Below are 25,044 nucleotides of genomic sequence, written 5' to 3'. Positions count from 1 at the left end.
TTGAAATGATTCATAGTCGTTTCTGACTGATATCCCATGCAAATAAGTGTAATTTATGAAATGATTTACGGTACGAAACAAGTCTATATTTTTTAAGAAGGAGCAGATGGAATGAGGGAAAAATATGAGAGTCTTTCTTTGGTTGTGTTAAAAGACCTGGCAAAGGCACGCGGACTCAAAGGAATCTCAACAATGAAAAAGGGAGAACTGATTGATCGGATGCTGCAGGAAGATGAGCGGGAAAAAGAGGCAGCGCCGAAGGCAAAGACGGTATATACCGCGCGGACAGCTTCCGGACAGGAAGGAAGAAAGCATACACCAAAACCGCGAAGAGAAGAGCATCCGTCCCATACGGAGGATCACAGCCATCCGGAGCATGGAGAAAGCATGCATGCAGAACATGGAGCACATGCATCACAGGAACAGATCTATAAGGCACAGGAGGATAATGACAGTGCTGCGATCAAAGAAGATATCGTCAGCCTCGACAGTGGAAATACAGCGAGCGGTATTCTGGAGGTTATGGCAGATGGATTCGGTTTTATCCGCTGTGAAAACTATCTGCCGGGGGAACATGACGTTTATGTGGCGCCGTCCCAGATCCGCAGATTTAATCTAAAGACAGGGGATATTGTCTGTGGAAATACCAAAGTGAAATCCGAGCGGGAGAAATTTTCCGCCCTTTTGTATGTGACTTCGGTAAACGGATATCATCCTTCGGAAGCACAGAAGCGGACAAACTTTGAGGACCTGACCCCGATTTTTCCGAATGTGCGTCTGCGCATGGAACGTCCCGGCGGTTCGGTTGCAATGCGAGTGATGGATATTGTTTCCCCGATTGGAAAAGGCCAGCGTGGCATGATTGTATCCCCGCCGAAAGCAGGTAAGACAACGCTTTTAAAGGAAGTCGCCAAGTCGGTAAAGGAAAATAACCCGGAGATGCATCTGATCATTCTGCTGATTGACGAGCGGCCGGAGGAAGTAACCGATATTAAAGAGGCAATTGAGGGAGAAAATGTAGAGGTCATTTATTCCACTTTCGATGAGACCGCAGAACACCATAAGCGGGTATCGGAAATGGTAATCGAGCGTGCAAAACGTCTGGTGGAACATAAAAAGGATGTGATGATTCTCCTCGACAGTATCACACGTCTGGCACGTGCCTACAACCTGACCTGTACGCCGAGCGGCCGTACACTTTCCGGTGGTCTTGATCCGGCGGCACTGCACATGCCGAAACGATTTTTTGGTGCAGCCCGGAATATGAGAGAAGGCGGAAGCCTGACCATTCTTGCCACGGCACTGGTCGATACCGGAAGCAAGATGGATGACGTGGTATTTGAGGAATTTAAGGGAACCGGTAACATGGAACTTGTTCTTGACCGGAAACTTTCCGAAAAGAGAATTTTCCCGGCGGTGGATATTGTAAAGTCCGGCACGCGAAGAGACGATCTGCTGCTTGATCCGCAGGAGCGTGAGGGCGTGGAGAATATGCGCCGGGCATTAAACGGCATGCGGTCGGATGAGGCTGTGGAGAATATTTTAAATATGTTTGCACACACGCGTACAAATGCTGATTTTATCAATCTTGTAAGAAAAAACAGAATTCTTTAAATTTCTATTGCATTTGCATGGACGCTATGTTACAATAATTAAGCTGTTTATCGGGATGTAAACGGACGAAAGTGTCGCTCTTGTAATAAGTATCATATGCGGATCGGGCATACGGGTATAAAGGGTGTGACAGGAACCAGAGTCAGCCGGAAGACTGATTACAGAAAACGATAAGAATATAAAGAGGTGAAAATCATGAGAGAAGGAATCCATCCAGATTATTATCAGGCAACCGTTACCTGCAACTGTGGAAACACATTCGTTACAGGTTCTACAAAGCCGGAGATCCACGTAGAAATCTGTTCTAAGTGTCATCCATTCTATACTGGACAGCAGAAGGCTAACCAGGCTCGTGGACGTATCGAACAGTTCAACAAGAAGTATGGCATGAAATAGAATTGATAAGTCACGTAAAAAGGTTGAGGCTGTGTATTGCCTCAACCTTTTTCTCTTACAGGGGGAAATATGAAATATTCAGGAGTTGGCGGGCAGGCAGTCATGGAAGGTGTCATGATGAAGAACGAAGACCGTTATGCGGTTGCCGTTCGTAAGCCGGATCACACCATTGATGTAAAAGTCTCCACATTTAAAGAGACAATTAAAAATAAAAAACTGCGGCGTCTGCCGTTCATCCGTGGTGTCATTAATTTTATAGAATCACTGATCCTTGGCATGCAGACACTCATGTATTCGGCTTCCTTTTTTGAAGACGATGAGGATGAAAAAAAGAAAAAAGAAGCCATGACGCAGGAGGAACGAAAGGCACAGGAAGAAAAAGAAAAAAAGCAGGAGAAGGCAATGATGGGCGGCACTGTTGCATTTTCCATTGTTTTTGCGCTGGGACTTTTCTTTTTCCTGCCATATTTTCTGTCCGGGATCTTCCATAAAGTTATTGCATCGGATACCGTGATTGCGCTGCTGGAGGGAATGATCCGTCTGGCAATTTTTATCGGATATATTGCACTGATTTCCCTGACACCTGATATTAAGAGAGTGTTTATGTACCACGGAGCAGAACACAAATGCATCAATTGCATCGAACACGGAATGGAACTGAATGTGGAAAATGTCCGGAAAAGTTCCCGGCAGCACAAGCGCTGCGGTACTAGTTTCCTGCTGATTGTAATGCTGATATCTATCGTGTTCTTTTTGTTTATCCGTGTGGATTCGCGTATTTTGCAGCTGGTGCTCAGACTTCTTCTTATTCCGGTGATCGCCGGAGTATCTTATGAGTTTATCCGTCTGGCGGGAAGATATGATAACCGGCTGGTGAATATACTGAGCAAACCGGGACTCTGGATGCAGAAGATGACAACAAAAGAGCCGGATGATGAGATGATCGAAGTGGGAATCGCTTCGGTGGAAGCTGTGTTTGACTGGAGAAAGTGGCAGAAGGAAGAGAATGTATGACCTATAGGGAAGCAATTGTTTCGGGAGAAAAAAGCCTGTGTGAGGCTGGCATTGCAGATGCCAGAAATGATGCATGGCTGCTTTTGACCATGGCATGTAAAATTGACCACACTTACTATTATATGCATATTGACGAAGAGATGCCGGAGGAACTGCAGCATGAATTTGAAGTGCTGATTAAAAAGAGGGCAGAGCGAGTGCCTCTTCAGTATATCACCGGGGAACAGGAATTCATGGGGATGACATTTCATGTGAATTCCAATGTGCTGATTCCGCGACAGGATACGGAAACCCTGGTGGAGGAAGCACTGAAGGTTGTAAAACCGGGGATGAAGGTGCTGGATATGTGTACCGGTTCCGGATGTGTGCTGATCAGTATTTTGAAAAATGTACACGGTACCGGGGGATATGGATATGATATTTCCAAACAGGCGATCAATGTTGCAAAGGAAAATGCAAAATTAAATGATGTTCCTGCCATTTTCGAGAGAAGCAATCTGTTTGAGGATGTTGCGGATGAAACGTTTGATGTGATTGTGTCAAATCCACCATACATCCGCAGCGATGAAATTCCGTTTCTGATGCCGGAGGTGTCGGAATTTGAACCGCATGAGGCACTGGACGGAAAAGAAGATGGTCTGTTCTTCTACCGGAAGATCATCCAGGAAAGCCCGGATTATCTGACCGATGGAGGGTATCTGCTGTTTGAGATCGGATATGACCAGGGATGGGCGGTATCGTCTATGATGAAAGAGGCCGGATTTGAGGACGTCTGCGTGAAAAAAGATCTTGCGCGAAATGACCGTGTGGTCTGCGGACACAAACACCTATGTGAAAAGAGAGGATAGATTATGTTTGATAAATTAGAGGATTTACTTCATCATTATGAGGAGTTAATGAATACATTGAGCGAGCCGGATGTGGCAAACGATCCGAACCGCTTTCGTAAACTGATGAAAGAGCAGAGTGATCTGCAGCCAATCGTGGATGCCTACAAGGAATACAAGGCATGTAAGCAGACGATAGAGGATTCCCTTGCAATTCTTGATGAGGAATCTGATGAGGAAATGCGCGAACTGGCAAAGGAAGAATTAAATGAGGCAAAGAGCCGTCTGGGAGAGCTGGAACAGAAATTAAAGATTCTGCTTCTGCCAAAAGACCCGAACGACGACAAGAACGTTATTGTGGAGATTCGTGCAGGCGCCGGTGGAGAGGAAGCTGCGCTTTTTGCGGCTGAAATTTACCGTATGTATGTACACTACGCAGAGCGTCGTGGCTGGAAAGTGGAGACACTTGAGGCAGATGAAACTGGAATCGGAGGCATGAAATCGGTCAACTTTATGGTGACTGGAGCAGGCGCATATTCCGTACTGAAATATGAATCTGGTGTGCACCGTGTACAGCGTGTGCCGGAGACGGAATCCCAGGGGCGTATTCAGACATCAACCTGCAGTGTTGCAGTTATGCCGGAGGCTGAGGATGTGGAAGTGCATATTGACGACAAAGACATCCGTATCGACGTTATGAGAGCGTCCGGAAATGGTGGACAGTGTGTCAATACGACGGACTCTGCTGTGCGTCTGACGCATTATCCGACCGGTATCGTGATTTACAGTCAGACCGAAAAATCACAGATCCAGAACAAGGAGAAAGCGTTTGCACTGCTGCGTACCAAGCTGTATGATCTCGAACTGCAGAAGAAGCAGGATGCAGAGTCTGAGGAACGACGCAGCCAGATCGGAACCGGAGACCGTTCCGAGAAGATCCGTACTTATAATTTCCCACAGGGACGTGTGACGGATCACCGCATCAACCTGACATTATACAAGCTGGACAAGATTCTTGACGGAGATATCCAGGAGATTATCGATGCATGTATCGCGGCCGATCAGGCGAAGAAACTTGCAAAAATGCAGGATGAAAACTAATCTGTCCGGTTTATGATGTTCGTTTTGCTATAGGTATTAGCAGATAAATGTAGTTGGTATTTTCCGCCAGTTAGAGAATTATCAAAATAAATTGTAATATTGCTTGGAGTGGATCAGAGTCAGCCGAAAGGCTGGCTCTGATTTTTTGCTTTTTTTCACAGTCTGGTGAATAATTGTATAGCCCATGAAATTTTTTAAGAAAATTAGTATAAGACAGCTTAAAGAAGAACAGACAACTCCATAATATTGATGAAATGGTTAGCGTTTTGTGATATAATTAACCTTAAGTTTTTATAACTAATATTAAGTACAAAATTTGAGAGAACATAGATGAAGGTACAGATTATTGGACACCTATTTTGAGATAATCAATAAGAACACAGCTAGAGAAAGTGTTCAGCAAGGAGTTGGCTGATATATGAATGCGATAAATTCCAATGAGCAGATGATACAGAAAATTAATGAAGTTCTCCAGAACAAGAAGGATGCAATAGTTAATATTATTAAAGTAATTGTAAATTTATAGTAACACAAATACTGGAATTAACGGATGATAACGGTACAGCGAGCAAAGCCGGTTATAAAAATATATGTGAAATAGGTAAAGAACGTATCCGTAGAGCAGGAGATAAAATCAGATCAGACCATCCAGATGCAGACATCGATATTGGATTTAAAGTATTTAGAACTGCCGATACCAATATAAAGTGGAATTCCATCATGGATATGGGACAGATCAATGTTAATCAGCTTGAGTATGCACCAGACCTTGTTGACTTCATGCCAGGTGCCAACGACATAGATATCGTATATGAATTGATGCTTCGTCAGCGTGATGTAGCACTTTCAGAAACATTAGAGCAGTTATCCGATATTGGGAGTCGTACATATCTCTATGCAAGCAGTTATTTGGTATGCTTGGAAATAACAATCACAGAGGATTTAGTTTCAAAACTTGCAAAGCTTGACCCATTGCCAATTAAATTTATTTTCAGAGATTCGACATTTAAAGATGATATTTCTTTAAAGGATGAGACATTCAGAAAACTGAAAGCTCTTATTGAAAAGAATGCAGGAGCTAGCAAACCTACATATACAGTGGAATTTATATAGAAAATATGGCAGAGATGTATAATCTGCCGTAAGGAGGCAGGCAGATGAATGAAGTTATGAATAGTGTAAATAATGTTATTATGGATAATTTTCATAAAACAGACAACATACTAAATGATGTTCAAACTATTATAGAAGTATCACAAAAAGAAGCTTATCGTTCAGTAAATACAATATTATCACAAAGAAATTGGTTGATTGGATATCGAATAGCAGTGGAAGAATTAGCTGGAGAAGAACGGGCTGAATATGGTGTAGAAATTATTAAAAATTTATCAAGGTACCTGACTCAAAAATATGGAAAGGGATATGACAGGAGTAATTTATATCACTGTTTAAGATTCTACAAGGCTTTTCCACAGATTGTCGACACAGCGTGTCGACAATCTGATATTAGACTCACATGGTCACATTATCGTACTCTTCTTCAAGTGCATGATGAAACAGCTCGCAAATGGTATGAGAAAGAAGCCTATGAGCAGACATGGAGTGTTCGTACTTTACAGAGAAATATTGATAGCCAATATTATTATCGTATGCTTCAATCACAGGATAAAAAAGCTGTAGAAGCTGAAATGAGAGAAAAGACATCCTCATATCAAAATGATAAGCTTGAATTTATAAAAAATCCTGTAGTAGTGGAGTTTTTGGGATTAACGCCAGATGCATCTTTTAACGAGACAAAACTTGAGTCAAGTATTATAACAAATCTGCAGAAATTTCTGATGGAAATGGGAAAAGGATATGCGTTTGTTGCGAGACAGCAACACATCCACACTGAGAAACAAGATTATTATATTGATTTGGTGTTTTATAATTATATTTTGAAATGTTTTGTATTAATTGATTTGAAGACAGAGAGGATTACGCATCAGGATGTTGGGCAAATGGACATGTATATTCGTATGTATGATGAATTAAAAAAAGCGCCAGATGATAATCCAACACTTGGAATTGTATTATGTTCGGAAACGGATGAAGATATTGCAAGGTATTCTATATTACATGGAAATGAACAGCTATTTGCAAGTAAGTACAAATTGTATTTGCCGACAGAAGAAGAATTGCGTGAGGAAATAGAGACACAAAAGGCTATTTTTTATTTGCAACAAAAAGATGCAGAAGAGGAAGCAGGAGGAGAGCCAAATGCCTAAGCGTATTATATTTCAATTTGAGGATGATCTGGATTATCAGATACAGGCGATTCATTCTACAGTGGAATTGTTCAGAGGGTTATCAAGACATGTTGATGGAATTTACAGGCCGTCACGAACACGCAAATTTGGTGAGGGTGATCCTGTCAGAAACAATGACATTGTTGTTGGTAGCAGATTGTTAGAAAATTTGCGTAAGGTGCAGTTAGCAAATGGATTATTTGCTGATAATGTCCTTGCTGAAGGTAATAATGGGCTGACCTGACTGATGTGGAAAAAACAAGATTCATTGCGGAGAACTTCATTTTAAAGCAGTATCCGATGATACAAAGTTTGATTGGGTAAATGGCTATGAGGATTTTGTAAATAAGTTTGGTGTTGCCGAGAGTGATTAAGGAGTGCATATGCTTGAAATACCAGATGACTTTGAAATAAATAGAAGTGTCATTAAGGAAAATAGTTCCTTCCAAGAGTTGAATACATTGCTAGAGGAAACAAGAAATTTCATGTATGAAATGAGTTTCTTAGCATATGGCAGAGATAACATAGTTTTACATAAAGTCGGAGTTATCAGTGGAAATCAGATTCTTGATTCTGTAAGTAGAACGGCAGAAAGTATTCGATATTGCTGCCTGAATGCTAATTTTGCAGATGCATATTCACTTTTGAGAAAATATAGGGATGATGTCTTTTATTATATTTATATGCTGACAGTTGGAGATAAGACAGATTTTATGAAGTATGTTGAATTAAAAGACCTAGGCAAAGATGAAAGAAATATTTGTGATTGGATCAGAAATCAACAAAATGATGTTTACATTGGAACTATTTTCAAAGCTATCGCATCATCAAGTGCAGGGGAAGCAATAAAAAAGTATAAGTTAAAAGATGCATTTGATAAGTTGGCATTAAAATTAAATAATTTTGTTCATTCTAATGGACAATTATATTATAATTTTTCATATCAAAGAATGGATACACATAGCAATATTTCAAAATATTGCAAAGAATTTGGAGAGACAATTACATATATAACGATGTCATTTTTGATGGTATTAGTTTTGATAAGACCGGGATTAATTATGTCAGAAGATTACATTGATTATTTAGATTGCGGAGATACTCCGCCAGATGGTTCCCAATATTGGGTAGCATCATTTGTATCAGAGTATGTAAGTAGGCATAAAGGAATTTTGGATGAAAAATTTGATGAATATTTGAGAAGTGTAACGGGTATGCAGATATAAAGGAGAGAAAGTATATGGCAGATTTCAAATATGAAATAGTTGAACATATTGGCACTCTTTCAGAGAGTGCCAAGGGGTGGACAAAGGAACTTAACAAGATTTCATGGAATGGTGGAGAACTTAAGTATGATATCAGGGATTGGGCACCTGAGCATGAGAAAATGGGAAAAGGGGTAACGCTTACTCACGATGAGGCAGAAAAATTGTCTGCCTTACTGAAAGATAATTTGTAATTCAATAAACGAAATAGGAAAATGTAATGGGATATCTCTTTGATTTGAGAATAATTGATGCAAATTGCAGAATTTTATAAAGAGGTAATTGCTTCGTGCTTGTTTCGTTGGAGGCACACGTTTCGAGCCTTTTTATGGCATGGAGGCATTTGTTCCGAGCCTACAATCGATGAGGCAATCGTTTCGTGAGGGCGACCAGGCGAAGAAACTTGCAAAAATGCAGGATGAAAACTAATCTGTCCGGTTTATGATGTTCGTTTTGCTATAGGTAGTAGCTGATAATTGAAAAAATGGATGAAGAAGACGGACGTTGACATATGTCATTGTCCGTCTTTTTTGGGTATATAGTTTAGATGCACTGTATCCCCTTTTTTATTTGGTTGTATGGATAGACCTGGGGATTTATTTGCAGATGCAGGATTTTATGGTGGAGCTCGTTCACAACTTGAATGGGAAATCAAATAAACAATAATTAAGTTGAAAAAGGGTATAATTATGGTACAATTAGGACGTAAGTAAGGAGGTGTATGTTATGCCACAAATAATTCCAATTAAAGACTTGAAGAATACATCGGAGATATCTGATATGTGTCATAAGACAGAGGAGCCAATTTATGTTACGAAAAATGGCTATGGAGATATGGTAATTATGAGCATGGAGATTTATGAGTCAACCATGAGACAGATTGCTATGTACAGAGATATAGAAATATCTGAAAAGCAGATAGAGGCAGGACAGATAAAAAACGTTAATAAAGGAAGAAAACATGAGTAAGAAACACAAACATATTTCTGCCGTGAAAACAACAGAACAGAAGGCAGTACAACAGTCACAGCAGCCACAGGAACTGACACCACAGAAGCTGAACCGGCTTTTGGAGAAAAATCCATTTGCACAGCTTCTGGGAATGGAACTGCTGGAAGTGCGGGAAGGCTATGCTTACGGAAGAATGCGCATGGATGAGCATTTTACGAATATTTACGGTGGAATGCATGGCGGATGTGCGTATGCGCTTGCTGATACGCTTGCTGGTTTGGCGGCATCCACCTATGGCAATTATGTTACAACGATTGACGGAAAAATGAATTATCTGGAGGCTGTGAAAGATACCGGCTATGTGTACGGTGAGGCAGAAGTACAAAGACAGGGAGGACGGATCGGCGTATATACCGTGAAACTTATGGATGAGAATCAAAGAGTTCTGGTTACAGCCGATTTTACCTATTACCGGACAGGACAGGCGATTGACCAGCAGGCATAGAGCGTTTCAAAGGCATCTGATTTGAAAAAATCAGATGCCTTTTTTCTTTTTACCTGTTTATCGCGTTAAAGTATAGTAGTGTTAAAATATAAAAATACCAAGGAGGAAAAGTTATGGGAAAAGGTTTTGGACAGCATCGGAACATTGCAGCAGACGGTGAATGAATTTCAGATATAAATTGTTTGTAAAATAAAAACAACTTAATAAAAACAGAAAATGCGGTCATATTTATGAAAAAATATTTCATGAATATGACCGCTATATTGTTTGAAAAACGAAAGATATAAAAGAAAACATACATTATTGTCCGACAATATTATGTAAAGCGAACAATAGACAAATTATCAGACAATAAAACGAAAAAAGTGATTTACAAGCGGCGGTTATAGGAGTAAAATGAGAATCAGTTAAGAAAAAGCAACTCATGAATGATTTACAACGAAAGGATAGTTCTATGAAAGAGCAATGGAATGAGAGCACAGCAACCGCCAAAGGATTATATGATCCGAGTTTCGAACATGATAACTGCGGAATTGGTGCTGTGGTAAACATCAAAGGTATCAAGACCCACCAGACCGTGGAAAATGCCTTGAAAATTGTTGAGAACTTAAAGCATAGAGCCGGAAAAGATGCCGACGGAAAGACTGGAGATGGTGTTGGTATTCTTCTTCAGATTTCCCATAAGTTCTTTAAGAAAGCGACAGAGCCGCTTGGAATCAAGCTGGGAGAAGAGAGAGATTACGGCGTTGGAATGTTTTTCTTCCCACAGGATGAGTTAAAGACCAATCAGGCAAAGAAGATGTTTGAGGTAATTGTCGAGAAGGAAGGAATGGAATTCCTCGGATGGAGACAGGTACCGATTCATCCGGACAAGCTTTCCGACAAGGCCAGAGGATGTATGCCATGCATCATGCAGGCGTTCATCAAAAGACCGGAAGATGTGGAGAAGGGACTTGATTTTGACCGCAAGCTGTATGTGGCACGCCGTGTATTCGAGCAGTCCAACGATGACAGCTACGTTGCTTCTCTTTCGAGCAGAACGATCGTATATAAAGGAATGTTCCTTGTAGAGCAGCTGCGACAGTTCTTCTCCGATCTGCAGGATAAGGATTATGAGTCTGCAATTGCAACCGTACATTCCCGTTTCTCTACCAACACAAATCCAAGCTGGGAGAGAGCACATCCAAACCGTTTTATTGTACATAACGGTGAGATCAACACCATCCGCGGTAATGCAGACAAGATGCTTGCCCGGGAAGAGACGATGGCATCCGGCAAGCTGCGCGGGGAATTCCAGAAGGTACTTCCGGTCGTCAACACCGAAGGATCTGACTCCGCAATGCTGGACAATACGTTGGAGTTTTTGGTGATGAGTGGCATGGATCTGCCACTGGCAGTCATGATCATGATTCCGGAGCCATGGGCAAACAACGCCGTGATGACACAGAAAAAGAAAGATTTCTATCAGTATTATGCAACTATGATGGAGCCTTGGGACGGGCCTGCATCCATCCTGTTCTCCGATGGAGATATGATGGGAGCGGTTCTTGATCGTAACGGTCTGCGTCCATCCCGTTATTACATTACAGACGATGATTATCTGATTCTTTCTTCCGAGGTCGGAGTTCTCGATATTGATCCGACCCATATCGTGACAAAAGACCGTCTGCGCCCTGGTAAAATGCTTCTTGTAGATACCGTGCAGGGCCGTGTGATCGATGACGATGAGTTAAAAGAAAGATATGCGGATAAGCGTCCGTATGGTGAGTGGCTTGACAGCAACATCGTCATGTTAAAGGATTTAAAAATCCCGAATGAGCGTGTGCCGGAATACACACAGGAAGAACGCCAGAGAATGCAAAGGGCATTCGGTTACACGTATGAGTCCTTAAAGGATTCCATCCTGCCGATGGCAAAGAACGGCATTGAGGGTACCGCAGCAATGGGTACGGATACACCGCTTGCGGCACTGTCCGGAAACCGTGAGCCGCTGTTTAACTATTTTAAGCAGCTGTTTGCACAGGTAACCAACCCGCCAATCGATTCCATCCGTGAGGAGGTTGTTACTTCTACGACGGTGTATATCGGATCTGCCGGAAACCTCTTAGAGGAAAAGCCGGAGAACTGTAAAGTACTTCGGATCAATAATCCGATTCTGACCAACACAGACCTGATGAAAATCCGCAATATGAAAGTAGACGGATTTAAGGTAGAAACCATTCCGATTATTTATTATAAGAATACCAGTCTTGAGAAAGCCGTAGATCGTCTCTTTATTGAGGCGGATCGTGCATACAGAGACGGAGCCAATATCCTGATCCTTTCCGACAGAGGCGTGGATGATAACCATGTGGCAATTCCTTCCCTGCTTGCCGTATCTGCATTGCAGCAGTATCTGGTAAAGACAAAGAAACGTACTTCCCTTTCCCTGATTCTCGAATCCGGAGAGCCGCGTGAGGTACATCATTTTGCAACACTGCTTGGTTTTGGTGCGAGTGCAATTAACCCATACCTGGCACTGGATACCGTAAAACAGCTGATCGACGAGCACATGTTAGACAAAGATTATTATGCCGCAGTTGATGATTATAACCATGCAATTATCACCGGTATTGTAAAGATTGCAGCCAAGATGGGTATTTCTACGATCCAGTCGTATCAGGGTTCCAAGATTTTTGAGGCACTTGGTATTGATAAAGATGTCATTGACAAGTATTTCACCAATACGGTCAGCCGCATCGGCGGAATTTCCATCAAGGATATCGAGAATGATGTCAATACGCTTCATTCCGCAGCCTATGATCCGCTGGGACTTGAAACCGATGTAACCCTTGACAGCAAGGGGCGCCACAAGATGAGAAGCGGAGCCGATGCGCATCTGTACAATCCGGCTACCATCCATCTGCTGCAGCAGTCTACCAAACGTGGGGACTATGAGATGTTCAAGCAGTATACGAGTCTGGTAGATGAAGAAGAAAAGCATACGAACCTGCGTGGACTGATGGATTTTGAGTACCCGAAGAAGGGTGTGAAGCTTGAGGAAGTGGAAAGCGTAGATTCTATTGTGACACGTTTTAAGACCGGAGCGATGTCTTACGGTTCTATTTCGAAGGAAGCACATGAGACACTTGCCATTGCCATGAATCACTTACACGGTAAGTCAAACACCGGTGAAGGTGGTGAGGACAAGGATCGTCTGACCGTCGGACCGGACGGAAAGAACCGTTGTTCCGCAATCAAACAGGTTGCATCCGGACGTTTCGGTGTTACCAGCCGTTATCTGACCAGTGCGCAGGAGATCCAGATCAAAATGGCACAGGGAGCAAAGCCTGGTGAAGGTGGACATCTTCCGGGTAAGAAAGTATATCCATGGATTGCCAAGACAAGACTTTCCACACCGGGTGTATCTTTGATCTCCCCGCCACCACACCACGATATTTATTCCATCGAGGATCTTGAACAGCTGATCTTTGACTTAAAGAATGCAAACCGCGATGCAAGAATTTCCGTAAAACTGGTTTCCGAGGCAGGTGTCGGTACCGTAGCAGCCGGTGTTGCAAAAGCCGGTGCACAGGTTGTCCTGATCTCCGGATATGACGGTGGTACAGGTGCTGCGCCAAGTAGTTCCATCCACAACGCAGGTCTTCCGTGGGAACTTGGTCTGGCAGAGACACATCAGACACTGATTATGAACGGACTGCGTAATAAAGTAAGAATTGAGACAGACGGAAAGCTGATGAGTGGTAAAGACGTGGCCATTGCTGCATGTCTTGGCGCGGAAGAGTTTGGTTTTGCAACCGCTCCGCTGGTAACCATGGGCTGTGTCATGATGCGTGTATGTAATCTGGATACCTGTCCGGCAGGTATTGCAACCCAGAATCCGGAGCTTCGTAAGCGTTTCGCAGGAAAACCGGAGTATGTTGAGAACTTCATGCGCTTTATCGCAGAAGAACTTCGGGAGTACATGGCAAAACTTGGTGTCCGCACAGTGGATGAACTCGTCGGACGAAGCGATTTCTTAAAGGTTCGCGGAGATCTGTCCGAGCGTGAAGCAAAGCTTGACCTGAGCAATATCTTAAATAATCCGTTTGCAGGAACAAAGCAGAAGGTTATTTTTGATCCGAAGCAGGTATATGATTTCGAACTGGATAAGACCAAAGATATCACGGAGTTCTTAAAACAGTTAAAGCCGGCACTTGATAAGAAGCAGAAGCGTATGATCGATACCGAAGTAACAAACGTAAACCGTTCGCTTGGAACAATCTTCGGATCAGAGATTACAAAGAAGTACGACGATACACTGGATGAGGATACTTTCATTATTAAATGCAGCGGAGCCGGCGGACAGAGTTTTGGTGCCTTTATTCCAAAGGGACTGACACTCGAACTGGTGGGAGATTCCAACGATTATTTCGGAAAGGGACTTTCCGGCGGAAAGCTGATCGTTTATCCACCGGCAGGAGTAAACTTCAAAAAGGATGAGAACATCATTATCGGTAACGTAGCATTGTACGGTGCGACAAGCGGTAAGGCATTCATCAATGGTGTGGCAGGAGAACGTTTCTGTGTCAGAAATTCCGGAGCTACTGCGGTTGTTGAGGGTGTCGGCGATCATGGATGTGAGTATATGACGGGCGGTCGTGTCGTTATCCTTGGTAAAACCGGAAAGAACTTTGCCGCAGGTATGAGCGGTGGTATCGCTTATGTACTAGATGAGGACAACGATCTGTACATGCGAACCAACAAGTCTATGGTATTCAGTGAGGAAGTCACCAATAAATATGACGTATTAGAGCTCAAAGAAATGATCAAAGAACATGTTACCCTGACCAATTCGGAAAAAGGTAAGGAAATTCTCGATCACTTCAGTGAGTATCTGCCGAAGTTTAAGAAAGTCATCCCATATGATTATAACCGTATGCAGATGGCAATCGTTCAGATGGAAGAAAAAGGTCTGAATGCAGAGCAGGCACAGATTGAGGCATTTTATGCCAGCACGAGAGCATAAGGAGGGAAGAAACAATGGGAAAGCCAACAGGATTTATGGAATACGACAGATGTGAGGCGCGTTCGGTGGAACCAAAGGAACGAATCAAAAATTTTGATGAATTCCACATCTTCCTTTCCAAAGAAAAACAAAGAGAGCAGGCAGCGCGCTGTATGGATTGCGGTGTCCCGTTCTGTCAGTCGGGTATGACAGTTGCCGGAATGACTTCCGGCTGCCCGCTGCACAATCTGGTACCGGAGTGGAACGATCTGCTTTATACCGGAAACTATCAGCAGGCATATAACCGTCTGCACAAGACAAATAATTTCCCGGAGTTTACCTCCCGTGTATGTCCGGCTCTGTGTGAGAAGGCATGTACCTGTGGACACTGGGGAGATCCGGTATCTGTCCGGGACAATGAGCATGGAATCATTGAGACGGCATACAAAGAAGGTTATGCCGGACCACATATTCCAAAGGTTCGTACCGGAAAGAAAGTTGCCATCATCGGTTCCGGTCCTTCCGGACTGGCAGCAGCAGATCAGCTGAACCAGAGAGGACATGAGGTTACGGTATATGAGAGAGATGACCGTGTCGGCGGACTTCTGATGTATGGTATTCCGAATATGAAGCTCGAAAAGCAGATCATTGACCGTAAGATCAATGTTATGAAAGAAGAGGGCGTGAAGTTTATCACAGGCTGTAATGTCGGTGTGGATGTCAAGAGTGCAGAGCTGTTAAAAGAGTATGACAGAGTCATCCTCTGCTGTGGAGCAAAGCATGCGCGTGATATCAAGGCAGCAGGTCGTGATGCAGAAGGAATCTATTTTGCAGTCGATTATCTGTCACGCAACACAAAGAGCCTTTTGGATTCCAATTTTAAGGACAACAAATTTATTTCCGCAAAGGGAAAAAATGTTGTGATCATCGGTGGCGGTGATACCGGAAATGACTGTGTGGGAACGGCTATCCGTCAGGGTGCAAAGTCTGTAACCCAGCTGGAGATGATGCCATGTCCACCGGCAGAGCGGGCAGCAAATAACCCATGGCCGGAGTGGCCGAAGGTGTTAAAGACCGACTATGGCCAGGAAGAAGCAATTGCATGTTTCGGTACAGATCCACGAATCTATCAGACAACCGTAAAGGAATTCCATAAGGATAAGAACGGCAAGTTGAATGGTCTGACAATCGTCAGACTTGAGAGCAAGGTGGATGAGAAGACCGGACGCAGAAATATGGTGGAAGTTTCCGGTTCCGAGAAGAAAATTCCGGCAGAACTTGTACTGATCGCTGCAGGATTCCTTGGAACAGAGGAATACATTGCAAAGGCATTCGGTGTAGAGCTGAACCAGAGAACAAATGTAGCTACAGAGCCTGGAACATATGCAACAAATGTAAAGAACGTATTTGTTGCGGGAGATATGCACAGAGGACAGTCACTGGTTGTCTGGGCAATTCGTGAGGGCCGTGAGGTGGCACATGACGTGGATACAAGTCTGATGGGATATTCTTATCTGTCCGTACAGTAAAACAGAGAGATACGGCTGGTGCATAGCCATATGATTTTTGGGAGTCATCTGAAACAGATGGCTCCTTTTTTACCTCTTGTGGGCTTTTTTTTACCTGTCAGTGAGAAGCGGTTTACAGAGTTTCTTTTTTTCGATATGATAATTTCTGTAAAAAGGAGTCAGGTATGAAAATAAAAATGGAAATTGATGAAAATCTGCAGGAAGAGGAGATTATCGTGCGCTGCCGGGAATTAAGTGATGATGTGGTGGCAATGCAGAGAAGGATTGCGGAGGCTGTTCATGCAGGCATGCGGCTGACAGTTACACGCGGAGATCTGGAGTATTTTCTTCCTCTCAATGAAATTTTATTTTTTGAGACGGCAGATTCGGTTGTGGCGGTTCACACGGCCACACAGATTTATGAAACACATTTGCGGTTATATGAGCTGGAAAAAATGCTTCCGGGCAGTTTCCTGCGGGTATCCAAATCCTGCATTATGAATACAGGGATGATTCGTTCGGTCCGCAAAAATATTACGGGTGCCAGTGAAGTGGAATTTACGGATTCTGTGAAAAAAGCATATGTATCACGCAGTTATTTTAAAGTCCTGACGGACAAATTGGAAGAAAAGAGGTTAAAAAAATGAAAAAGAGAAATATTTTCTGGGCAGTTATTCTTATTTTTATCGCAGTATATCTGGTGGCGAGCAAAATGCATATGATACCTGCGATTCCGTTCTTTAAAATCTTATTTACCGTGATCTTTGTGTATACGGCTGTTTATGGATTTGTGCGGCTGCATTTCTTTGAAGGAATGTTGTCGGTTGGATTGCTGGGCTGTATGTACGATAAAGTGCTTGGCATTCAGGCAATTACTCCGTGGACACTTCTTCTGGCAGCGTGTCTGGTCGGTCTGGCACTGGATCTGCTTTTCAGAAATTTAAAAAAACAAAAAGATAATACTTATTTTGGACACAGCAGTGCAGGCGGACATGTGGAGAATGGACAGGATGGTGAGTATGTACATGTGGAAAATTCTTTTGGAGCGTTGAGTAAATATGTAAATTCTGACTGTTTTCGGGAGGCAAAGATTTCGAACAGTTTTGGAGAGTGTAACGTATTTTTCAATAATACGGCATTAAAAGGTGCGAATGCAATTATCCGTACGGATAATTCTTTCGGCAGTACAAACATTTATCTTCCGTCAACCTGGCGCGTGGAATTCAGACAGAATACCGCATTTGGCAATGTGGAATGTAAAGGTCAGGGCAGCAGTGATCCGGATGCTCCGTGTGTGGAACTGCAGATCTCAAGCAGTTTTGGGCAGACTTGTATAATTTTTGGATAATTCTGCTTGATATTATGTACATTTCGATGTAGAATTATAGACAAATAGTATACGATACATAGGAGGAAACGTATGCGTAAGAATTACTTTCAAGATGTGAAAATTGCGGATAAGCTGAAAATGATTATGAAAGCAATTTTTGCAATTTTATTGGTGAACAATATTCTGTTTGCAATTTTAATGCTTGTATTTGGACATCCGGTATGGATTATCATTTCTGTCATTGCAGTAGTTGGTATGCCATTGCTTTCCAAAAAGATCATTCAGGAACTGACACAAAATATTCTTGAACCGTTAGACCAGATAGAAAAGGCCGCAGATGACATGGCACACGGAAATCTCGAAATTGATATTTCTTATCAGGGGGAAGATGAACTGGGAAAGCTTGCAGAAAGTTTCCGCAATACATCTTTTTATTTAAGGGGTGTTGTGGACGATATCAATCAGCTCCTTACAGAGTTTGCAAAAGGAAACTTTGATGCGAGATCCCATGATATTGAAGCCTATCAGGGAAATTTCGGTGAAATTTTAAAGAAACTGGAAGCGACAGAAAATAATCTGAGCCAGACGATTAAAAATGTACAGGAATCTTCCGATCAGGTATCCGCAGGAGCTGACCAGCTGGCACAGAGTGCGCAGGGACTGGCAGAGGGAGCTACCGATCAGGCAGCGGCAGTACAGCAGCTGACATCTTCGGTTGCCGAAGTTGCTACACATATCGAAGAAAATACGAAGTCCACAGACAATGTACATGACCAGGCAAAGCAGGTTGCAATCAAGGCAGACAGCGGAAGTGCAAAGATGAAAGAACTGGTCGAAGCCATGCAGCATATTTCAGAGACCACCAATGATATCCAGGTTGTCATCGGAAAGATTGAAAGCATTGCCAGCCAGACAAACCTGTTGTCTTTAAATGCATCCATTGAGGCTGCGCGTGCCGGTGAAGCAGGAAAAGGATTTGCGGTTGTTGCAGAACAGATTAAAAACCTTGCGGAAGAGAGTGCTTCTTCGGCAGAAGAAACCCGTGTCATGCTGACAAACAGTTTGAATCAGGTGGGTGTCGGAAGCGCTGTTGCAGATGAGACTTCCCAGTTTATGTCGGAAATGATCGAACAGCTGGATGCGGTTGTTATGGAGGTGGCTAAGATCCGTCAGATTTCTGATAAGCAGACAGAATCGGTAAAGCAGATTTCCGATGCTGTTGAGCAGGTAAACGGGGTTGTGCAGTCTAATTCCGCTACTTCTGAAGAAGTATCTGCAACCAGTGAAGAACTTTCTGCATCTGCTGAAAGTCTGGATGAGATGGTATCTGATTTTATTCTTCGTAAATAAGATACGGACAGATGACTGGCACATTGTACAGATGAGGTGATTTTATGCCGTCGATCATGGTGTATACAGAAGAAACATTTTATTATACAGACGGAATCCGTGTTGTTGCGCGGGAAGAATATATGCGGCCGGATGTTACGGAACTGAGTTTCTACCAGAAAGAAGGTTTCTGGTTTGGATTTGAAGCTCCGTATTCTATTTATACCATGCAGGGAATCCGGGCATTGATTGAGTTGAAACTCAGACAATACGATTGTACACCGGAATTTCGCTATACGCGTAAGAAAATTGAATATAGTTACAGTGAAAAAAAGATTCTCGATTCCGTGATTTTTTATATCACGAAATCCGATCAGCCGGGAGTTTTGTCTGTGATGGAGGAAATTAATCATTCCACTCATCTGTGTTTCTGGAACATGAAAGTGCCATACCATGATTTTGGGGAAATCCGTAAACATACCGATGCGGTATTTTACGGAATGTTTCAACAAAAAGCGCAATAGTTCTTGACTTTTTCGGCAAAAGTTCTATAATACATTCTCGGTAATAGAGGATGTGTCGAATGAATAAAGAGAGAGATTATTTTTTTGATAATTTGAAAGCGGTATTGATATTCTTAGTCGTGCTGGGACATTTTTTGCTCCCTATCCACGGAGAAAGTGTTCTTGTGGTGGTAAAGCGCCTGATCTATGTATTTCATATGCCGCTTTTTGTATTTGTGTCAGGTTATTTTGCAAAGAAAATATATAAAAACGGGCAGTATAATTTTAAAAAAATATTGTATCTGATCAAGGCATACATCATATTTGTTATTGCAATTCAGATAGTATATGCACTGTGTGGATTCCGGGATTTCTCAGAGATTAATTTTTTCTCGCAGAGTGGGGCGCCGTGGTATCTGTTTGCCATGATTGTGTGGTATCTTACCATTCCTGTCATCCGGAAGTACAAAGAGATACCGGTATTAATCGTGACGGTTGCGCTGGCCCTGATCGCCGGATATTTCAAAAATATCGGCGATTTTTTGTGCATGTCCCGTATTCTGGTATTTGGTCCATTCTTTTATCTGGGATATTATATGGAACAACCGGTGCTTGAACGGGCATTGCGACCGGTTTACCGGAGAGTTGTTGTACCGGCTGCTGTGGCAATCTGTGCGGGAATTCTGGCGTTTGGCTCAAAGTTAAAAGATGAGCTTGGCATGGTCTATGAAAACATTTCCTATTATGAACTGGATGATGTGTGGGAAGGACCGTTTGTTCGTCTGGCACTGATGATTGCCGCGTTTCTGATTTCGTGGGCGATTATGTTTTTTGTGCCGCGTGGGAAAACCTGTCTGTCAGTGATTGGACAGAATACGATGCCGGTATATATGCTGCACCGGATCCTGCGGGATATCCTGATGTTTGCGGGAATCTATGACTATCTCGGAGACTGGGGATGGTTTGCGCTGTTTGTTCTGATTTGTCTGAGTATCTGCGTGATTTACCTGCTTGTTAATCCAAAGGTAGTAAATCAGGTAAATAAGATTCTGACACTGTATACCCCGCGGCTGTGGGGCAGAATACGCCGGAATCAGGCGGTATAAAGGAATCACAGATTGATTTTTCCTCCTATATTTTTTAGCTTGGGGCTAAAAAATATAGGGGGATTTTTTTTGAAAAAGTTTGTAACGAAAGATACCCGTGCACCGTCTAACTGATGAATACAAAGGAGGTGAAAATGTGTGAAAACACCGGATACAAATTATATTGAGAAGCTGTACCGTGCCTATTATATGGATGTGTATTCCTATCTGATGACACTGGTAAAGGATGCACATGAGGCTGAAGAATTGACGCAGGAGACGTTTTTCCGGGCAATGCGGTCAAAAGCATCCTATCAGGGAAAATCAGGGGAACGTACATGGCTGTGCGCCATTGCAAAGAATCTGTGTATGGATCATTTTCGAAGACAGAAGAAAAAGAAACCCGAAAATGTGTCAAAAGAGGTCGATGCAGGAATTTTTCTGGAGCGTGATGTGACAGACCGGATGCAGAGTTTAGAGATTCATCAGGCACTGCATAAGCTTTCGGAACCTTATAAAGAGGTGTTTTCGCTGCGGGTGTTCGGGGAACTTTCTTTCCGCGAAATCGGGCAGATTTTCGGGAAGACGGAAAATTGGTCGCGCGTAACCTATCATCGGGGAAAACTGAAACTACAGGAGACTTTAGAAAAGGAGCGGAAAAATGAAATATAACTGTAAAGTGATACAGGATCTTCTGCCATTGTACACGGATGGAATCTGCAGCGATGTGAGTGCACAGATGGTGGAAGAGCATTTAAAAGAATGTGCATCCTGTGAAAAAATTGCAAAAGAGTTACAGGATGACAGCGTGGAAAAAACACTTGGGAAAGAGTGTGACCATGTGGTGTTATCCCATGAGAAAAAAGTAAGCAAAAAAATGGTCACGGCGGGGAGTATTACAGCGGCAGTCCTTTTGATCCCGGTTATTGTCTGTCTGATCTGTAATCTTGCCATCGGGCATGCGCTTGACTGGTTTTTTATTGTGCTGACAGCACTGCTTGTTGTGGCATCGGTCACGCTCGTACCAATGCTTGTTGTAGAAAAAAAGGCGGTGTATACGGTGCTTGCATTTACCGGTACACTTGTGCTTCTGCTGTTTACCTGCTGTTTCTACACACACGGAAACTGGTTTTTCGTTGCGGCAGCCGCGGTTGTTTTCGGGCTGTCGGTATGTTTTGCACCGGTTGTCATCCATGGACTTTTGTCAGACGGCAGATGGAAAAGAAAACGTGCATGGATTGTGGTTGCGTGGGACAGTTTCTGGCTGTATCTGCTTTTAGCGGTGTGTGGCTGGTTTGTCCATGGAAATGTAACTTACTGGCGTGTGGCACTGGGCATTTCGACTTACAGCATACTTCTGGTCTGGGGATGGACAGCGGTACTTTGCAGCAGGAATTGTAACCGCTGGAAGAAAGCAGGGATTCTTGTCATGCTGACGGGTGTGTGGACCGGATTTGTGACAGATGTGGTAAACTTCCTGCTGCGTGATACGGAAAACGGACTGCGCTATCTGGATCTGGCAAAAGGATTTCCACTGGATGATCCTGCTGTTTTTAATGCAAATATGTATTTTATGATGATCGCGGTTTCTGTTTTCGTGGGCGTGATTTGTCTGTGCATCGGTCATGGAAGGGGAAAAAGTGAAAAAACGGATTAGATGTTGTGTTTTAATTTTGATTTTTAGTGTACTTGTTTTGCAGCAGACTGTGGTATCTGCGGCAGAACAAATCCTTCCGTCCGGAATTTCGTTTGATGAAATCGGGTCAAAGATGCAGGCGTTTGAAAAAAAGCATGCAGATACAACGGCAGGGCTTGCCGTCTCAGTTTTTACCAGTAAAGAAGATGTGACGCAGTATGCTGGCTATACAGATATGGAAAAGAAGATAAAGACGGATGAAACGTCTGTATTTGAGTGGGGATCAACCACGAAACTTTTGGTGTTTTTGAGTGTGATGCAGCAGCTGGAACAAAATAACCTGGATCTGGATACGGATATCCGTACATATCTGCCGAAAGATTTTTTAAAAAACCTGACGTTTGCAGAACCGGTGACGATGACAGAACTTATGAACCATACGGCAGGTTTTCAGGAAGAGTATGTCGGGTTGTATGAAAAAGGAATTACGGCGTATCCGTCCTTAAAAGAAGCACTTTATGAACATGAGCCAAAACAGGTATATAAACCGGGCACGGTGACGGCATATTCTAACTGGGGTGTGGCACTTGCAGCATATATTGTTGAGCGTGTCAGTGGGCAGGAGTTTTCTTCCTATGTAAGAGAACATATTTTTACCCCGCTGGGGATGAATCATACGGCAGTTTCTGTGGATCTGTCGGACTGCCCGTGGGTGCAAAAGCAGTGGAAAAAACTGCAATGTTATACGGCAGATGGAGAGAAGGTCAAAGACTGTAAAACGCCGCTTCTTCTTTATCCGGCAGGGCGTGCGGTTTCAACGCTTACCGATTTCCGGATGTTTGCAAGAGCCGTTCTGACAAAAGATAAGCTGCTTTTACAGGAAAAGACATGGGAACTTTTATTTACGCCAACCGACGATTTCGGAACAACACAGATACCCAAAAATATGCATGGCTTCTGGATGGCTTCCTATGGGATTCCGGTATATGGGCACGGAGGAAATACCATGGGCTGTTCGGCAAATCTGCTGCTGGATGTAAAAGATGGTGTAGGGGTTGTTGTGATGACAAATCAGGCATACGAAGAAATTTACAATGTGCAGATGCCAGAACTTGTGTTTGGAACTTATGACCGCAGTGCCTATATAAAAGAGGAAATGATACCAAAAGGAATTTACCGTACCGCACGGACAGACCGGAGAGGTCCCTTTAAGTGGATGAGCCTTAGTTACAAGATGGGGGAAGTGGATGACAGTCAGTTGTGGACAGCATCTGACACAGACGGGGGTGAAAAAATTTCCTATGCATATGGGGATGATATCCGTATTTCAACCTGGGAGTTTGTGCTTGAGATTGGCTCGGTTTTGCTGTGGGGACTGACGATACTATGGGCAGCCGGATCACTTTTGGTGCAGGGAACTGCCGCGTGCATACGGAAAATTAAAAAGAAGACAAATTTTTCTCCATTTCGCAACTGGGGAATTGCTGCAAACGGAATGCAGCTTCTGGTACTGGTCTGTTTTATCGGAACGGTGTATGGTGTTTCCACGTATCAGAAATGGGAAACCTATGCGTGGCTGTTTGCTGTGATCGGGCTGCTTGCGTTTTTTATGGCAGTTCTTGCGGTATATGGAATGGTTAAAAGAAAAAACCATTTATGGACGGGGAAGAAATGGTGGTTTTATGGAAATCTGTTCTTTCTTCTGGTAACGGTTTTAAATATCGGTTACTGGAATCTGTATCAGTTCTGGAACTGAAATTCGTATTTGACAATTCCAAAAAATGATTATATAGTGGCAGAAAAGAACTTTTGTTTTCACAGAGAAAATACACTGAGGGAGGAACGTAATAATGTACGAATTTACGCAGGATTGTCTGACGGGCATCGACCAGATCGATGAAGAGCACCGCAAACTGTTTTCGCTGATCAATGAAGCGGTTGAACTGCCGAAGGAAGCACGCACACCACAGACGGTAAAAAATATACTGGAACATTTAAGTGATTATGCCGTAAACCATTTTGCACACGAAGAAGCCTATATGGAGGCACAGAACGATCCGGAACTGCCGTTGCAGAAAAAAGAGCATCAGGCATTTGCCGATCACGTAAAACTTCTGGAAAAGCAGCCACTCACCGGGGAGAATGCATCGGCGATGCTCGATGAGATTCTGACCTATCTGGTACGCTGGCTGTACCGGCATATTTTAAGCAGTGACATGATGATCGGAAAAATGCAGAAAGAAGATCCGTTTGTGTTTACCGCGAAATATTATACGGGAATTGAACTGGTAGACAGGGAACACCGGAAGCTGTTTGAGATTATCGGAGAGGTAAATGCACTGATCCATAACGACCTGCTTCATGACAAATACGATGAAATTGTACGTCTGCTGGATGAACTCCGGGAATATACCAAGTTTCATTTTGAAGATGAAGAGGCCTATATGCAGAAAATCAACAGCCCGATGCTGGAAGCGCAAAAGAGGGCGCATCAGGCATTTGTGGACAAGCTGATGAGTATCGATCTGGATAAGCTGGAAGAAATTGATGACAACCAGCAGGAATATCTGCATGAGCTGATCGAGTTCCTCGGCGGATGGCTGATCAATCATATTTTAAAGATGGATACGCAGATTGAAAAGACAGAGCAGTAAGTATTAGAAATGACTTGCAAAAACTATCCAGATGAAGTAAGATAAGATACA

Annotated in this window: 23 protein-coding genes; all 23 read left to right on the top strand. The window is 43.0% G+C overall.

Going from position 1 to position 25,044, the window contains the following annotated elements:
- Window positions 1-111 precede the first annotated feature (111 nt).
- The 23 genes from rho (at window position 112) to DXD06_RS06955 (ending at window position 24,993) form a co-directional block, all read left to right on the top strand.
- Window positions 112-1,614 carry a transcription termination factor Rho gene (gene rho, locus DXD06_RS07065; protein ID WP_117831175.1) on the top strand — a complete coding sequence of 501 codons (1,503 nt, stop codon included), beginning with the start codon at window positions 112-114 and terminating at the stop codon, window positions 1,612-1,614.
- 195 nt (window positions 1,615-1,809) lie between these two features.
- A complete protein-coding gene (gene rpmE / locus DXD06_RS07060) occupies window positions 1,810-2,010 on the top strand; it encodes a 50S ribosomal protein L31 (RefSeq protein WP_015516145.1) in 201 nt (66 codons plus the stop codon).
- Between the two features lie 69 nt (window positions 2,011-2,079).
- Window positions 2,080-3,024 (top strand): DUF1385 domain-containing protein, encoded by a 945-nt coding sequence (locus DXD06_RS07055; RefSeq protein ID WP_117831174.1) that lies wholly within the window; start codon window positions 2,080-2,082, stop codon window positions 3,022-3,024.
- Entirely contained in the window at window positions 3,021-3,872 is an 852-nt protein-coding gene (gene prmC, locus DXD06_RS07050) for a peptide chain release factor N(5)-glutamine methyltransferase (protein WP_055068502.1), read from the top strand. The genes DXD06_RS07055 and prmC overlap by 4 nt, the downstream gene beginning before the upstream one ends.
- Before the next feature lie 3 nt (window positions 3,873-3,875).
- Entirely contained in the window at window positions 3,876-4,952 is a 1,077-nt protein-coding gene (gene prfA, locus DXD06_RS07045) for a peptide chain release factor 1 (RefSeq protein ID WP_055068503.1), read from the top strand.
- Between the two features lie 720 nt (window positions 4,953-5,672).
- Entirely contained in the window at window positions 5,673-6,065 is a 393-nt protein-coding gene (locus tag DXD06_RS07040; protein ID WP_055068504.1) for a hypothetical protein, read from the top strand.
- A 44-nt stretch (window positions 6,066-6,109) separates the two neighbouring features.
- A complete protein-coding gene (locus DXD06_RS07035; protein ID WP_117831173.1) occupies window positions 6,110-7,219 on the top strand; it encodes a PDDEXK nuclease domain-containing protein in 1,110 nt (369 codons plus the stop codon).
- Window positions 7,212-7,484 carry a hypothetical protein gene (locus DXD06_RS07030; protein WP_055068505.1) on the top strand — a complete coding sequence of 91 codons (273 nt, stop codon included), beginning with the start codon at window positions 7,212-7,214 and terminating at the stop codon, window positions 7,482-7,484. The genes DXD06_RS07035 and DXD06_RS07030 overlap by 8 nt, the downstream gene beginning before the upstream one ends.
- Window positions 7,485-7,623: 139 nt before the next feature.
- Window positions 7,624-8,466 carry a hypothetical protein gene (locus DXD06_RS07025; RefSeq protein ID WP_147343614.1) on the top strand — a complete coding sequence of 281 codons (843 nt, stop codon included), beginning with the start codon at window positions 7,624-7,626 and terminating at the stop codon, window positions 8,464-8,466.
- 14 nt (window positions 8,467-8,480) lie between these two features.
- Window positions 8,481-8,699, top strand: coding sequence for a YdbC family protein (locus tag DXD06_RS07020; protein ID WP_117831171.1), 219 nt, complete (start codon window positions 8,481-8,483; stop codon window positions 8,697-8,699).
- Between the two features lie 532 nt (window positions 8,700-9,231).
- Window positions 9,232-9,474 (top strand): type II toxin-antitoxin system Phd/YefM family antitoxin, encoded by a 243-nt coding sequence (locus tag DXD06_RS07015; protein WP_055262070.1) that lies wholly within the window; start codon window positions 9,232-9,234, stop codon window positions 9,472-9,474.
- Complete coding sequence (locus DXD06_RS07010) at window positions 9,467-9,961, top strand: PaaI family thioesterase (protein ID WP_117831170.1); 495 nt, start codon at window positions 9,467-9,469, stop codon at window positions 9,959-9,961. The genes DXD06_RS07015 and DXD06_RS07010 overlap by 8 nt, the downstream gene beginning before the upstream one ends.
- Before the next feature lie 454 nt (window positions 9,962-10,415).
- Window positions 10,416-14,969, top strand: a complete 4,554-nt coding sequence (gene gltB, locus DXD06_RS07005; protein WP_117831169.1) for a glutamate synthase large subunit — start codon at window positions 10,416-10,418, stop codon at window positions 14,967-14,969.
- 14 nt (window positions 14,970-14,983) lie between these two features.
- A complete protein-coding gene (locus DXD06_RS07000; RefSeq protein ID WP_117831168.1) occupies window positions 14,984-16,477 on the top strand; it encodes a glutamate synthase subunit beta in 1,494 nt (497 codons plus the stop codon).
- A gap of 164 nt (window positions 16,478-16,641) precedes the next feature.
- Window positions 16,642-17,103: a LytTR family DNA-binding domain-containing protein gene (locus tag DXD06_RS06995; protein WP_117831167.1), complete on the top strand. Its 462-nt coding sequence runs from the start codon at window positions 16,642-16,644 to the stop codon at window positions 17,101-17,103.
- Window positions 17,100-17,804 (top strand): LiaF transmembrane domain-containing protein, encoded by a 705-nt coding sequence (locus tag DXD06_RS06990; RefSeq protein ID WP_117831166.1) that lies wholly within the window; start codon window positions 17,100-17,102, stop codon window positions 17,802-17,804. The genes DXD06_RS06995 and DXD06_RS06990 overlap by 4 nt, the downstream gene beginning before the upstream one ends.
- 72 nt (window positions 17,805-17,876) lie before the next feature.
- On the top strand, window positions 17,877-19,136 hold the full coding sequence (locus tag DXD06_RS06985) for a methyl-accepting chemotaxis protein (RefSeq protein ID WP_117831165.1): 1,260 nt from the start codon (window positions 17,877-17,879) through the stop codon (window positions 19,134-19,136).
- Window positions 19,137-19,180: 44 nt separating this feature from the next.
- Window positions 19,181-19,639: a hypothetical protein gene (locus DXD06_RS06980; RefSeq protein WP_117831164.1), complete on the top strand. Its 459-nt coding sequence runs from the start codon at window positions 19,181-19,183 to the stop codon at window positions 19,637-19,639.
- 59 nt (window positions 19,640-19,698) lie between these two features.
- The gene (locus DXD06_RS06975; protein WP_158569501.1) at window positions 19,699-20,724 is read left to right on the top strand and encodes an acyltransferase family protein; all 1,026 of its coding nucleotides are present in this window, start codon (window positions 19,699-19,701) and stop codon (window positions 20,722-20,724) included.
- Window positions 20,725-20,862: 138 nt separating this feature from the next.
- Window positions 20,863-21,375, top strand: coding sequence for an RNA polymerase sigma factor (locus DXD06_RS06970; RefSeq protein WP_278308199.1), 513 nt, complete (start codon window positions 20,863-20,865; stop codon window positions 21,373-21,375).
- On the top strand, window positions 21,365-22,360 hold the full coding sequence (locus tag DXD06_RS06965; protein WP_117831162.1) for a zf-HC2 domain-containing protein: 996 nt from the start codon (window positions 21,365-21,367) through the stop codon (window positions 22,358-22,360). The genes DXD06_RS06970 and DXD06_RS06965 overlap by 11 nt, the downstream gene beginning before the upstream one ends.
- Entirely contained in the window at window positions 22,344-24,095 is a 1,752-nt protein-coding gene (locus tag DXD06_RS06960) for a serine hydrolase domain-containing protein (RefSeq protein ID WP_158569500.1), read from the top strand. The genes DXD06_RS06965 and DXD06_RS06960 overlap by 17 nt, the downstream gene beginning before the upstream one ends.
- Window positions 24,096-24,189: 94 nt before the next feature.
- Entirely contained in the window at window positions 24,190-24,993 is an 804-nt protein-coding gene (locus tag DXD06_RS06955; protein WP_055068511.1) for a bacteriohemerythrin, read from the top strand.
- Window positions 24,994-25,044: the final 51 nt, after the last annotated feature.

Origin of the sequence: Roseburia sp. TF10-5, assembly GCF_003462365.1 — a bacterium.
Lineage (GTDB): Bacteria > Bacillota > Clostridia > Lachnospirales > Lachnospiraceae > Roseburia > Roseburia faecis.
The sequence above is the reverse complement of the archived record's forward strand: the minus strand, read 5'-3'. Positions and strand labels throughout refer to the sequence as shown.

What these genes read in the sequence shown, in the direction of transcription:
- gltB (WP_117831169.1), top strand. Translation starts at nt 10,416, where the DNA reads ATGAAAGAGCAATGGAATGAGAGCACAGCAACCGCCAAAGGATTATAT.
- DXD06_RS06965 (WP_117831162.1), top strand. Translation starts at nt 21,365, where the DNA reads ATGAAATATAACTGTAAAGTGATACAGGATCTTCTGCCATTGTACACG.
- DXD06_RS06995 (WP_117831167.1), top strand. Translation starts at nt 16,642, where the DNA reads ATGAAAATAAAAATGGAAATTGATGAAAATCTGCAGGAAGAGGAGATT.
- DXD06_RS07010 (WP_117831170.1), top strand. Translation starts at nt 9,467, where the DNA reads ATGAGTAAGAAACACAAACATATTTCTGCCGTGAAAACAACAGAACAG.
- DXD06_RS07025 (WP_147343614.1), top strand. Translation starts at nt 7,624, where the DNA reads ATGCTTGAAATACCAGATGACTTTGAAATAAATAGAAGTGTCATTAAG.
- DXD06_RS07040 (WP_055068504.1), top strand. Translation starts at nt 5,673, where the DNA reads ATGGATATGGGACAGATCAATGTTAATCAGCTTGAGTATGCACCAGAC.
- DXD06_RS06980 (WP_117831164.1), top strand. Translation starts at nt 19,181, where the DNA reads ATGCCGTCGATCATGGTGTATACAGAAGAAACATTTTATTATACAGAC.
- DXD06_RS07015 (WP_055262070.1), top strand. Translation starts at nt 9,232, where the DNA reads ATGCCACAAATAATTCCAATTAAAGACTTGAAGAATACATCGGAGATA.
- DXD06_RS07030 (WP_055068505.1), top strand. Translation starts at nt 7,212, where the DNA reads ATGCCTAAGCGTATTATATTTCAATTTGAGGATGATCTGGATTATCAG.
- DXD06_RS06990 (WP_117831166.1), top strand. Translation starts at nt 17,100, where the DNA reads ATGAAAAAGAGAAATATTTTCTGGGCAGTTATTCTTATTTTTATCGCA.
- DXD06_RS06955 (WP_055068511.1), top strand. Translation starts at nt 24,190, where the DNA reads ATGTACGAATTTACGCAGGATTGTCTGACGGGCATCGACCAGATCGAT.
- rpmE (WP_015516145.1), top strand. Translation starts at nt 1,810, where the DNA reads ATGAGAGAAGGAATCCATCCAGATTATTATCAGGCAACCGTTACCTGC.
- prmC (WP_055068502.1), top strand. Translation starts at nt 3,021, where the DNA reads ATGACCTATAGGGAAGCAATTGTTTCGGGAGAAAAAAGCCTGTGTGAG.
- rho (WP_117831175.1), top strand. Translation starts at nt 112, where the DNA reads ATGAGGGAAAAATATGAGAGTCTTTCTTTGGTTGTGTTAAAAGACCTG.
- DXD06_RS07000 (WP_117831168.1), top strand. Translation starts at nt 14,984, where the DNA reads ATGGGAAAGCCAACAGGATTTATGGAATACGACAGATGTGAGGCGCGT.
- prfA (WP_055068503.1), top strand. Translation starts at nt 3,876, where the DNA reads ATGTTTGATAAATTAGAGGATTTACTTCATCATTATGAGGAGTTAATG.
- DXD06_RS06975 (WP_158569501.1), top strand. Translation starts at nt 19,699, where the DNA reads ATGAATAAAGAGAGAGATTATTTTTTTGATAATTTGAAAGCGGTATTG.
- DXD06_RS07020 (WP_117831171.1), top strand. Translation starts at nt 8,481, where the DNA reads ATGGCAGATTTCAAATATGAAATAGTTGAACATATTGGCACTCTTTCA.
- DXD06_RS06985 (WP_117831165.1), top strand. Translation starts at nt 17,877, where the DNA reads ATGCGTAAGAATTACTTTCAAGATGTGAAAATTGCGGATAAGCTGAAA.
- DXD06_RS07055 (WP_117831174.1), top strand. Translation starts at nt 2,080, where the DNA reads ATGAAATATTCAGGAGTTGGCGGGCAGGCAGTCATGGAAGGTGTCATG.
- DXD06_RS07035 (WP_117831173.1), top strand. Translation starts at nt 6,110, where the DNA reads ATGAATGAAGTTATGAATAGTGTAAATAATGTTATTATGGATAATTTT.